This is a genomic window from Haladaptatus sp. W1 (assembly GCF_001723155.1).
Lineage (GTDB): Archaea > Halobacteriota > Halobacteria > Halobacteriales > Haladaptataceae > Haladaptatus > Haladaptatus paucihalophilus.
Genome location: NZ_MEIH01000270.1, coordinates 1 through 12028, shown reverse-complemented (window position 1 = coordinate 12028; position 12028 = coordinate 1). Strand labels below are relative to the sequence as shown.

The 12028-nt window shown below is 63.9% G+C and carries 10 protein-coding genes and 1 pseudogene; 1 reads left to right on the top strand and 10 read right to left on the bottom strand.

Annotated elements, in window-relative coordinates:
• From BG842_RS31590 to BG842_RS12345, 3 genes and pseudogenes are all read right to left on the bottom strand, one after another.
• Positions 1 to 267, bottom strand: a pseudogene (locus tag BG842_RS31590) (purine phosphorylase); the annotation flags it as partial.
• Positions 268 to 290: 23 nt separating this feature from the next.
• Positions 291 to 548 carry a hypothetical protein gene (locus tag BG842_RS31585; protein ID WP_254663124.1) on the bottom strand — a complete coding sequence of 86 codons (258 nt, stop codon included), beginning with the start codon at positions 546 to 548 and terminating at the stop codon, positions 291 to 293.
• Positions 549 to 691: 143 nt separating this feature from the next.
• Positions 692 to 2521, bottom strand: coding sequence for an acetyl-CoA carboxylase biotin carboxylase subunit (locus BG842_RS12345; protein WP_069450961.1), 1830 nt, complete (start codon positions 2519 to 2521; stop codon positions 692 to 694).
• Positions 2522 to 2928: 407 nt separating this feature from the next.
• Between BG842_RS12345 and BG842_RS12340 the strand changes: the two genes are divergently transcribed.
• Complete coding sequence (locus BG842_RS12340; RefSeq protein WP_069450960.1) at positions 2929 to 3750, top strand: bifunctional 2-polyprenyl-6-hydroxyphenol methylase/3-demethylubiquinol 3-O-methyltransferase UbiG; 822 nt, start codon at positions 2929 to 2931, stop codon at positions 3748 to 3750.
• A 410-nt stretch (positions 3751 to 4160) separates the two neighbouring features.
• On the opposite strand, the gene BG842_RS12335 is transcribed toward BG842_RS12340, so the two are convergent.
• The 7 genes from BG842_RS12335 to BG842_RS12305 form a co-directional block, all read right to left on the bottom strand.
• Positions 4161 to 4430, bottom strand: coding sequence for an acc operon protein (locus tag BG842_RS12335; RefSeq protein ID WP_069450959.1), 270 nt, complete (start codon positions 4428 to 4430; stop codon positions 4161 to 4163).
• Positions 4411 to 5955, bottom strand: a complete 1545-nt coding sequence (locus tag BG842_RS12330) for an acyl-CoA carboxylase subunit beta (protein WP_069450963.1) — start codon at positions 5953 to 5955, stop codon at positions 4411 to 4413. The genes BG842_RS12335 and BG842_RS12330 overlap by 20 nt, the downstream gene beginning before the upstream one ends.
• 96 nt (positions 5956 to 6051) lie before the next feature.
• Positions 6052 to 7374: a sodium-dependent transporter gene (locus tag BG842_RS12325; protein WP_069450958.1), complete on the bottom strand. Its 1323-nt coding sequence runs from the start codon at positions 7372 to 7374 to the stop codon at positions 6052 to 6054.
• 221 nt (positions 7375 to 7595) lie between these two features.
• Entirely contained in the window at positions 7596 to 8903 is a 1308-nt protein-coding gene (locus BG842_RS12320; RefSeq protein WP_069450962.1) for a sodium-dependent transporter, read from the bottom strand.
• Between the two features lie 214 nt (positions 8904 to 9117).
• Positions 9118 to 9825: an SDR family oxidoreductase gene (locus BG842_RS12315; protein WP_069450957.1), complete on the bottom strand. Its 708-nt coding sequence runs from the start codon at positions 9823 to 9825 to the stop codon at positions 9118 to 9120.
• A gap of 42 nt (positions 9826 to 9867) precedes the next feature.
• A complete protein-coding gene (locus BG842_RS12310) occupies positions 9868 to 10620 on the bottom strand; it encodes a metallophosphoesterase (RefSeq protein WP_069450956.1) in 753 nt (250 codons plus the stop codon).
• The coding region (locus BG842_RS12305; RefSeq protein WP_069450955.1) for a hypothetical protein at positions 10620 to 12028 on the bottom strand (1409 nt) is incomplete at its 5' end. The genes BG842_RS12310 and BG842_RS12305, both read right to left, overlap by 1 nt.

Genomic DNA, 12028 nt, shown 5'->3' with positions numbered 1-12028 from the left:
CGTCTCCCGGTACATCGCGTCGATGGTCCACGACGGCCCGACGCGGAACCGCTCGTCGCGCTCGCGGAGCAGTCCGATGGTCTCGTCGGTGAGCGATTCGCTCGGGTGGGCGAACTTCTCGGACTCGGTGTAGTGATGGGACGTCCCTTCGTCGCGGATGGCCTTGTCACAGACGATGAAATCACCCATCTCGATGGTGTCGTCCAGGCACCCGGCGAACCCGATGGAGAGGAACGTCTCCACGCCGTCCGCGACGAGTTCGTCCATCAACATCGCTGTGGTGGGCGCTCCTATCCCGAAGTTGCCGAGAACGCCGACGGCGTAGTCGGCGTCCGCAAAGGAATAGAGGTCGCCGTAGTAGTTCCCACGTGCTGGCCGTCGTGGGTTTCGGTGAGGTAGTCCATCAATCCGCGACTGTAACAGAGGACGACCGCCTCCGGCAGTCTCGTCCGTCCCGTTTCGCTTTTCGCGTGTCGGTACTCGGAGTGTTGGGCGGGTGTGACCAGCGGGTCGGCCGCCTGCTTTCCGGGAAGATTTGGAAACGCCATCGTTCGTGACGAGACAGGACACCGTAATGTATGTTGTGCGGGCACGTTGGACGATACCCTTGCCGCGAGTCGGTAGCCGAGGCTCGACTCGAACGACCCAAAAATCCGAAAATCGCGTTTCGACTGTCGTCGTCAGTGGCCGGTCAGTCTACGACGACGAGCACGTCGCCCATATCGACGCTATCGCCTTCGCTGACGGCAATCTGCGTGACGGTACCGCCGCGCGAGGCGACGACATCGTTTTCCATCTTCATGGCTTCGAGGACGCAGACCACGTCGCCCGACTGAATCTCGTCGCCCTCTTCGACCTTCACGTCGAGGATGGTGCCCTGCATCTCGGCGGACACGGTTTCCCCTTCGGCGTCCACGACGGCCTGACTACCGCCGTCGCTGCTGCCGCCTGCCGGTTTCGGCTTCTGGCCGCCGCCGTTGGAACTCGACGGGACGGCTGCGACGCCGCCGCGGTCTTCGAGGTTGACCTCGAAGCGCTTGCCGTTGACTTCGACCGTGAACTCGCGCTCGACGACTTCCTCGTCCTCGCCCGCGGATTCGGCCGAACCCCACTTCTCCTGTGCCTCCTCGATTCGGTCTTGGTCGAGGTGGTGGTCGAGGTACTTCGTGGTGTGGGTCCCCGCAACGAACTCGTCGTCTTCGAGCATCAGACGGTGGAACGGGATGATGGTCGGGATTCCCTCGATGTCGTACTCCGCGAGTGCGCGCTGGGAGCGTACGATACACTCCTCGCGGTCGGCACCGTGGACGATGAGTTTCGCGATCATCGAGTCGTAGTCGGTCACGAGGTCGTCGTCCTGTCGGAGCGCGTCGTCCAAGCGGACGCCGATTCCGCCCGGCGGGTCGTAGGTCGTCAACTTCCCACCGGTCGCCGGAGCGAAGTCGTTCGCGGCGTTCTCCGCGTTGATGCGGAACTCCATCGCGTGCCCTTCGAGGTCCACGTCGTCCTGTTCGAAGTCGAGCGGTTCGTCGGCGGCGACGCGAATCTGCCACTTCACGATATCGACGTCGGTCAACCACTCCGTGACGCAGTGTTCGACCTGAATCCGGGTGTTTACTTCGAGGAAGTAGAAGTTCGTGTCCACGCCGAGGAGTTCGCCATCGCCGCGCGCCTCGTCCTCTTCCACGAGGAACTCGAAGGTACCGGCGTTGTAGTACCCGGCGGCGTCCGCACCGTCACGGGCGGACTCCGCTATCTTCTCGCGGAGTTCGTCCGAGAGCGCGGGCGACGGGCCTTCCTCGATGACCTTCTGGTGGCGGCGCTGGAGCGAACAGTCGCGCTCGCCGAGGTGACGGACGTTGCCGTGGTGGTCCGCGATGATCTGCACCTCGATGTGACGCGGGTTTTCGAGGTAGCGTTCGAGATAGACGTTGGCGTTGTCGAAGTACGCCTCACCCTCGCGCTGGGCGGATTCGAGTTGGTCTTCCGCTTCTTCGGGGCCGCGGACGACTTTCATCCCGCGGCCGCCACCGCCGCCCTCCGCCTTGATGGCGATGGGGTAGCCGTGTTCGTCGCCGAAGTCCGTGACCTCCGACGGGTCCTCCACGGGGTCGGTCGTGCCGGGAACGATGGGCACGCCAGCCTCCCGCATCGTCTTCCGGGCTTTCGTCTTCTCGCCGAGTTGCTCCATCGATTCGCTGGCCGGGCCGATCCACGTCACGCCGTCGGTGGCTTCGACCAGCGCGGCGAAGTCGGCGTTCTCCGCGAGGAACCCGTAACCGGGGTGTATCGCGTCGGCACTGGCCTTTTTCGCGGCGTCGATGATGGCCTCTTGGTCGAGGTACGATTCGGCTGCCCGCGCCGGGCCGACGTTGTATGCTTCGTCGGCGTAGCGCACGTGTCCGGAGTTTCGGTCGGCGTCGCTGTAGATAGCAACGGTGTCGATTCCGAGTTCCTCACAGGCGCGCATCACGCGGACCGCGATTTCCCCGCGATTTGCGACGAGAACCTTGTCGAACATTCCTGCGGGAAACTATTCGGGAGGACCACCTCATTCTGTCGGTTCAGGGTCGGCCATTACGGCGTCAACGGGTGGTTTTCTCACGGGTTGACGGAAGCTCACGTCCGCCCCGTCCTCGTGTGACGCGCTCACCTGTCGAGAGCGGAACCTTTTTCTCCCCGCCAGCTGACATCTGGGTCGTGCGACGACCGACTCCACCCCACGCTGGACACCCGAATCACGGGCCAGCGCCTGCTTTTCGCCGGGTGGAGTCACGATTCGGCCGCTGACGCGGCGTCGGGGTGAAACCGGGCGAGTCATGTTTTCACCATCGAACGAACCCACCCCACACAACAGATGAACATCGACGAACGGACGGAACGACGTATCGCCAGCGAAACGATTCGACGATTCAGCGAGGGCCGACGATGAGCGACATGGACCCCGCGCGGTACTACGACGAGTACGGCGAACGCGAGTGGGAGCGACTGGAACGCGACCCCGTTACCCGCATGGAGTTCGCAAACACGGTCGATTACCTCGACCGGTACCTCCCCGACTCGGGCCGCGTCCTCGACGTCGGCGGCGCGTCGGGCCGCTACGCGCTCTGGCTCGCCGAGTGTAACTACGACGTGGCACTCGTGGACGTGAGCGAAACGCAGGTCGAACTCGCCTGCGAGAACGCCGCCGAGCGTGGACTCGAAGACGTGATTTCGGCGGAGCAAGGCGACGTGCGCGATTTGCGATTCGAAGACGAGGCGTTCGACGCGGTGTGCTGTCTCGGTGGTCCCTTAAGCCACGTCGTGGACGACGACGAGCGCGCCACCGCCATGCGCGAACTCCGCCGGGTCGCCGCACCCGACGCGCCCGTCTTCGTCTCCGTCATCAGTCGCTTCGCACCCCTCCGGGACATCATGAAGTTCAGCCTCGAATCCAGCCACGGCCTGCTCGCCCCCATCGCCGAGGACGGCAAGTACACCGCCGAACGCGTCGCCGAACACGCCAACGGCGAAGGCTGGGCGGAGTGTCACTTCTTCCGCGCCGACGAGTTCGAAGCGGAACTGGAGGACGCCGGTTTCGACGTCGAGCAACTGGTCGGTTTGGAGGGCGTCGCCAACCGCATGAAACCCGAACTGGCCGACGCCAGCGACGAAGCCGTCGAGAGCGTGCGCGAGGTCGTCCGGATGCTCCGAGAGGACCGTGCCGTGGTCGATTTCTCGGAGCACATGCTGGCGGTGTGTCGAGTATAGTATTAGGAGGATTTTGCTCGTCCGGCGGTGTGCTTGGCCACCTCCGTTCAATTACGCGGGAGTGGACACGCCCGGATATCCCCCATCAATCCATGAATCGTTCCTGGTGCCTTATGTAGTGTGCAACGCTCGTTGAAATCGGTGGTCGGTCCGATTGCTCCGAGAACGATTGGATGCAAAGCAGTCTGATTCTGGGATTTCGGCCCGGTTCGAGATGCGCGATTAATTCGCTAACCGAAATAGAACGTACGACGGCAACGAGGTCGAATTCTCGAATTCGCCTGGTTGTGGCGATTGACTTCCTGTGGGTGCAATATGGAGAAGTAAGACAAATGGACCCCGACTAGTTCACTCTTCGCGTACAAGTGGACCACGTTCACTGTCACCTGAAATCATAACCGAAATTGAACTCAGTACCGCGTCGTCCGCCCCGCCGCGCTCCACTCGTTCGTCGGGGCGTTCGTCGGGACGCGAACGTCGCGGTTCTGCAACCCGGCCATCCGTCCTGCGAAGCGCCAGCGGTCGCCCTCCCAGTCCGGTCGTTCCTCGCCCTCTGCGGCGGCGGCCGCCTCCTGCTCGCGGAGGTGGACGTTGATTGCCGCGATGATGGCGGCGGCTTCCTCCTCAGTGGCGTCCGGCGGAATCGAGAGGTTCACGTCCTCAGAGCGGGATGTTGCCATGTTTCTTTTCCGGTTGCGACTTGCGCTTGGTCGAGAGCATTTCGAGGTCGTCGATGAGTCGCGGACGGGTGTCCTGCGGTTCGATAACGTCGTCAACGAAGCCGCGGTCGGCGGCGGTGTACGGGTTGGCGAACTGCTCGCGGTACTCGTCGATGAGTTCGTCGCGGCGCGCATCGGGATCGTCGGCCTCGGCGAGCTCCGAACTGTACAGGACGTTGACCGCGCCCTGCGGTCCCATCACGGCGATTTCGGAGGTGGGCCACGCGTAGTTCACGTCCGCGCCGATGTGCTTGCTTGCCATCACGTCGTAGGCACCGCCGTACGCTTTGCGGGTGATGACGGTCATGAGCGGCACCGTCGCTTCGGAGTAGGCGTAGAGCAGTTTCGCGCCGTGGCGGATGATGCCGCCGTGTTCCTGGTCCGTGCCGGGCATGAAGCCGGGGACGTCCACGAACGTCACGATGGGGATGTTGAACGAATCGCAGAAGCGCACGAACCGCGAGCCTTTCTCCGAGGACTCGATGTCGAGGGTCCCGGCGTTGACGCGGGGTTGGTTCGCCACGATGCCGACCGAGCGGCCGTCGAGGCGGCCGAAGCCGACGACGATGTTCTTCGCGTAGCCCTCCTGCACTTCGAAGAACGAATCCTCGTCCACGACGCCCTCGATGACGCGCTGGATGTCGTACGGTTTGCGCGGTTCGTCTGGGACGACGGATTTCAGTTCCTCGTCGCGGCGCTCGGGGTCGTCCCACGGTTCGAAGCGCGGCGGGTCCTCGACGTTGTTCTGCGGGAGGTACGAGAGCAGGCGGCGGATGTCGTCCAGCGCCTCCTCCTCGCTGTTTTCGGCGAAGTGGGCGACGCCACTCTTTCCGGTGTGGGTCGTCGCGCCGCCGAGCTCCTCGAACGTGACTTCTTCGCCCGTGACCGTCTCGATGACGTCGGGGCCGGTGATGAACATGTGGCTCGTGTCCTTCACCATGAAGATGAAGTCGGTGATGGCGGGCGAGTAGACCGCACCGCCGGCGCACGGCCCCATGATGGCCGAAATCTGGGGGATGACGCCGGACGCTTGCTGGTTGCGGTGGAAGATGTCGGCGTAGCCTGCGAGCGACTCGACGCCCTCCTGAATCCGTGCACCCGCCGAATCGTTCAGGCCGATGATGGGCGCGCCGACTTCCATCGCGCGGTCCATCACCTTCGTCACCTTTTGGGCGAACACCTCGCCGAGCGACCCACCGAAGACGGTGAAGTCGTGGGCGAAGACGAACACCTTGCGGCCGTTGACCTCGCCGTAGCCCGTCACCACGCCGTCGCCGGGCACCTGTTTCTCCTCCATGCCGAAGTTGTGGCTCCGGTGGGTTCGAAGTTGGTCGAACTCGTTGAAGGTGCCGTCGTCGAGGAAGTAGTCGATGCGCTCGCGCGCCGTCATCTTCCCTCGCTCGTGTTGTTTCTCGATTCGCTCCTCTCCGCCGCCTTTCTCCGCCTCGTGGCGCTTTTCGCGTAGTTCGTCGATGCGCTCGTCCATCGTCATCGCTGAACACCCGGACGCGTTGTCATTGCGCGTTTGCAGTACGAGCGAGCGCAAAAGGTTTCCGTACTACGATGAGGACAGTTCGACAGCCTACAACAGCGAGTAGAGATTCACCGCGAGGGTGACGAGCAGAAACAGCGGGAGGACGGTCCTGACGCTCCAGAGCCACGGGACGCCGAGGGAACTGGCGAGTCCTCCCGCGCCGGTGTCGAATTCGGCGAGCGCGTCCGACCCGAGGACCCATCCGGCGAAGACGAGGAATCCCGCGAGTCCGGCGGTCAGCATCAGGTTGACAAGGGTGTCCGCGACGAAGGTGAACAGGTCTGGGGTGAGCGCACAGACCGTGCCGGTGACGAGGATGACCCCCGCGAGGCTGAGCGTCGCCGTCCGCCGCGAGACGCCGTGTTCGTCCACGAGGTACGCGACGGGGATTTCGAGCATGCTGATGGAACTCGACAGGGCGGCGAAGAGGATGGCGGCGAAGAACCCGACGGCGACGACCTCGCCGTAGGGGACTTGAGTGAACGCGCCCGCGACGGAGACGAACAGCGCGCCGGGGCCGCCGCCCGCGGAGGCGTCGGTGAGACCGCCCTGAAACGCGAACAGGAGCGGGAAGACGACGAGTCCGGCGAGGACGCCGACGGCCGTGTTCAACACGGCGATGACGCTCCCGTCGAACGGGAGGCTGTTGTCCTCGCCGAGGTAGGAGGCGTAGGTTATCATCGTCCCGACGCCGAGCGAGAGCGTGAACAGGGCCTGTCCGGCCGCCGCCTGCAACAGTCCGATGGGGTCGTTTCGAATCGGCTCCGGGTTGAAATCGAGGAAGAACGAGAGTCCCGAACCGGCGTCGGGTTGGGTGATGGCCCACCCCGCCAGCACCGCGAGCAGGAGGATGATGAGGGGCATCATCACCTTCGTCGCCTTCTCGATGCCGCCGCGAACCCCGCCGAGGACGACCAGTGCAGTCAGCGCGAGGAACGCAACTTGGAACGCGGCAGCTTCCCAACCGAAGCTGATAGTTCCGAAGTACTCCCCCGGCGCGGCGAAGTACGACCCGGTGAAACTGGCGAGGAAGTATCGAACGATCCACCCGCCGACGACGCTGTAGAACGACAGCAAGACGAGCGCGGTGACGACGCCGAACAGACCGACAAAGCCCCACGATTTGGTGCCGGGCGCGAGTCGAGCGAGTGCGCCCGCCGGATTACGTTTCGACCGGCGGCCGATGACGAACTCCGCGAGGAGTCCGGGGACGCCGACGAGCAATACGATACACAGATAGACGACGAGGAACGCGCTTCCGCCGTACTTGGCCGTCATCCACGGAAAGCGCCAGACGTTGCCGAGGCCGACCGCGCTCCCCACCGCCGCGAGGATGAAGCCGACTCGGCTTGCCCACGATTCACGTACCATTGCTATGCACTCGCTTGCCCAGCGGTTATGAGGCTTTCGAGGTTAGGAACCATCAAACTGCTTTTATCATGGTGGATGCGCTATTCGTGGGGTATTTTCGAGATGAGAAGAACGGCAAAATCCGGGATTGGGTTACGATTCTTCAGAACTGTGGTTGGGCAGTTAAATAGTTACCAAAAATAAGAAACTAGCCTGTCTCTCGGTTCGTCGGTCGATGTCGCTCACAAGAACGACATCAGGCTCAACGCGAGCGTTCCGACGACGGCGACGAGCACGACCACGCGGAGGTGCGTGAGCCAGATGGTGCCGAGGTTGCCGCTGGTGTTTCCGAGTCCGCGGCGGAATTCCCGGACCGCACCGGAACTGTACACCCAGCCGACGAAGATGACGGTGAGGACGACGCCGAGGGGTAGGAGGAGGTTCGACGCGATATTGTCGAAGAACGTGAAGGTGTCGAGGCTCAGCGCCGAGGGGATGCCGAGCGCGAACACGATGGCACCGACGCCGACGGTGATGACCGGACGGCTGAGCGAGTAGTTGTCCACGAAGTACGACACGACCACTTCGAGGAGGCTGATGGCGGACGAGAGCGCCGCGATGAGCAGGATGACGAAGAACACGAAGCCGATGATTCCGCCCGCGGGAAGCTTCGCGAACGCCTGAGCGAGGGTGACGAAGACGGCACCCGCACCGGCCTCACCGGGGTCGATACTCTGTGCGAACAGCAGCGGGAAGACGACGAATCCGGCCAGCACGCCGATGAAGGAGTTCAGCGCGACGATGCTGAGACCGTCCGAGAGCAGGTTGTCGTCGCCGTCCAAGTAGGAGGCGTAGGTGACCATCGCCCCCATTCCGAGCGAGAGCGAGAACAACGCCTGTCCGACCGCGGCGGGGATGATAGACTGGTAGTTCTCCACGATGACGCCGAAGTCGGGGGAGAGGAAGTAATCGTACCCGGCGGCGGCCCCGTCGAGGGTGAACGCCCACAGGGCGAGTCCGACCATTAGGATGGCGATGGACGGAACCATGATTTTGGTCCCCATCTCGATGCCTTTCTCAACGCCGAGCGCGACGATACCGACGACGAGTAGCATGAACACGAAGTGGAACAGTACCGTCCCGGTACCGGTCGAAATCTGTCCGAAGTACGTTCCGGGGTCGCCGAAGTACGCGCCGTTCAAGCTCCCGATGACGTACTGGATGACCCAACCGCCGACGACGCTGTAGTACGACAGAATCCAGAACCCGGTGAACAGTCCGAGCAGGCCGATGATTCCGGCCACTGGACCGCCGAGGTTTCTGAACGCGTCCACGATGTTCTTCTTGGTTTCGCGTCCGACGACGAACTCCGCGAGGATGGCGGGGAGTCCGATGAGTACCGCTGCGACGAGGTAGACCACCAAGAAGGCGGCACCCCCGTTTTGCGCCGACATGTATGGAAATCGCCAAATGTTGCCAAGCCCGACTGCGCTACCGACCGCAGCGAGGATGAACCCCATTCGTGATGTCCACGTTTCTCGTTGTGACATGCGTATGCGTGCCATTCTTAACTGAGAGGTATAAACTACTCGGTGTCTATTAACCACGTTAATTACGAAATATGATTTACCTTTACTTCAATGAAAATTTCACGCACGGTGGGTGAGAATCGAGCACGAGAATATCGCGTTGGTTGATATCGCGTCACTTTGTGACTATTTGACGTCTCGATACTGAAAATCGACTGTGGCGTTCCGGTCGCAACTAGGCCTCGCCGTACACCGGAACCGCCGCCCCGCTCGTCACGCTCGCGGCGTCGCTACAGAGGAAACAAATCATTTCCGCGATATCCTCGGGAGCGACCCATTTTTCGTGGTCCGCGTCCGGCATCATCTCACGGTTCGCGGGCGTGTCGATGACGCTCGGCATCACGGCGTTCGCCCGGACGACCCCGGAGTTCTCCTCCGCTATCGTCTCCGTGAGGAGACGAACTCCCGCTTTCGACGCACGATATGGGCCGTCGCCCTCGCCACCTTCGAGCGAGGAGCGCGCGCTGACGCTCACGATTGCACCGTCGCGCTCCTGTAAGTGCGGGAGCGCGTGTTTCGACGCTAGAAACATCGTCTTCAGGTTCACGTCGAACAGCAGGTCGAACGTTCCCACGTTCGTCTCTTCGATATGCGACCCGCCTTTCCACGTCCCGGCGATGTTGGCGAGCGCGTCGATGCCGCCGTGGTCGGCAACGACGTCGGACACGACCGATTCGACGGCGGACTCGTCAGTGAAGTCCGCCCGATAGAAGTTGACGCGTTCGCCGTCGAGTAGCGCGTCTTCCTCGTCCGGTTCGACTACATCCGTCGCACAGACGGTCGCGCCCGCGTCGTCGAACGCGGCACAGACCGCACTTCCGAGTGCGCCGCTCGCGCCCGTGACGAGGACCACCGCACCGTCGAAGTCGAAGCTCACGTCCATGGACCGTCCAACACCGTACGGGATGAAAACACGCACGGCCGTTCAAATCGCGTCGTACCGACCCAACCGCGCGCCGTCCAGCAGGTACGCCTCCCCGTCGGAAAGCCCGCCGGGCAGGAACGGCGCGAGGAATCCCTGCTCCGCGACGTTGACCCACGTCCCGCCCGTCAGGTCGTTGAACGCGGGGAAGACTATCAGCTCGCCGCCGCTCGCCACCTCCGCCGCTTCTTCTTCACCGTACTGCTCCTCGAACGCGCTCGGATTCAGCCCGCCGCGCAACCAGACGCGCTCGATTCGACTGCCGCCGACGGAATCCTCCAACCGCACGCACGGGTGTTCGTGACCGACGCACACCACGTCCGCGGAAAGCACGTCCTGGCTCGGCCACGTGTGCCCGTGCACGAATCCCACGTCGCCGAGGCGGATTCCGTCGCCCGGCGTCACCGAGCAGTCGATCCACGATTCGATGTCGCCGTCGTGGTTCCCTTTCACGAGCGTCACCGGGCGGTCGATGGATTCGAGGAGTACCTCGATTTCGCCGCGCTCGGCACCGCCCGGTCCGGCGATGGAGTGCATGAGGTCGCCGAGGACGACCACCCGGTCCGGGTCGGTGCGTTCGACCAGCGATACCATCCGTTTCCGGCGCTCTCCCGCGCGGCTGTCGAGGTTGATGCCCTGCTCGTATCGGAGGCCGTCCTCGATTCCGGCGTGATAGTCCGCCACGACGAGCGCCCGCTCGTCGCCGAGCGTCGCGGTCGCGGCGGGTTCGCCGGGGACCGGTTCGACCAGCGCCATCAGATGGGCTTCAGGGTCTCCTCGCCGGATTCGTAACACCGTCCGGCCATCAGCGCGTCTTGGAGTGCGTCATCGACGTCTGCGGGCGTCACGTCGTAGGAATCGACCACGCTGGCGAGGAGGCGCTCGCGCTCCACGCCGTCGCCGTCGTTCATCCCTCGCATGACTTCCATCACCGTGTTTTCGAGGTTCTCGGGAACCGGCTTGTCGCCGTCGTCCCCGCCCGCGGATTCGGGTTCCGGTTCCGCCGCCGATTTTGTCCCGCTATCCTCGCTCGGCGTCGGTTCCGGTTCGGTGGCTTCCGTCTGCTCCGGTTCCGCCGCGTCGGCGTCCGGGCCGGTCGCTTCGGCCGGTTCGGCGGCGGTGTCGGATTCGGGTTCCGCCTCCGATTCCGTCGCCATCTCCTGGGCCGGTTCCGGCGTCTCGATGTCGGCCTCGCCGGGTTCGCCGACCTCCGCGCCGGTGGTGAACTCGGTACCGAACTCCTCTTCTATCTGCTCGCGCTCGCCCTCGTCGAACTCGTACATCTCGCCGCTGACGTCCTCGCCCATCGGTTGGTCGAAGTCGCCGGGACCGTCCTCCTCGTCCGACGGTCCGGCGTCGAAATCGCCGAGGTCGTCCGCGGACTCGTCGGAGTCGCTCACGGTGGTCTCGTCCGACGGGTTCGCGTCGAACTCCTCCACATCGGTTTCGCCGACGGGTTCCGATTCGACCGGTTCGGCCGTCTCCGCGGGTTCGCGGGCCTCTGCCGGAGGCATCTCCGGTTCGGCGTCGGTGTCGGGAACCGTCGTTTCCGCGGCCGGTTCGTCCGTCGGTTCGGATTCCGACTCGAACGTCGATTCGGATCCTTCCGATTCCGGTTCCGTCGGTTCGGCGTCGGTCAGGTCGGCGTCGGTCGGTTCCGTGCCGCTCGATTCGAACGCCGCCGATTCCGTCTCCGCTTCGGCTCCCGAGTCCGAACCGACTTCCGCGTCGAACTCGGCCGACGTTTCGGGGTCGGTGGCCGGGGGTTCCATTTCGCTCGTCCCCGTTTCGACCGCCGCGGTGTCGAGCGAGACGTCCACGTCGAGCGTCGCGTCGCCGGGTTCGTCCGGTGACGCGTCGAGCGTCCCAACTTCGTCACGTTCGCCCGCGACGACTCGCGTGGCGTCGAGCGCGACGTCCTGCAGTTCCGCGAGGTACGGCGTGTTCGTTCGGTAGTGGTCGAGCGCCAGCGGCATACCGGCCGCCAGTCCCGTGTCCACGTCGGCGGCTTCGAGCGCCCGTCGAAGCTCCTCGCCGTACTGGCCGGAGTCGAGCGCACCCGCGACCGTTTCGATGCGCGAAAGGGTCTGTTCCGCGGTCTGGACCACCCACCGGTCGCGCGTTTCGGCGTCCACCGCGTTCATGCTCTCGGGACGAATCGAGG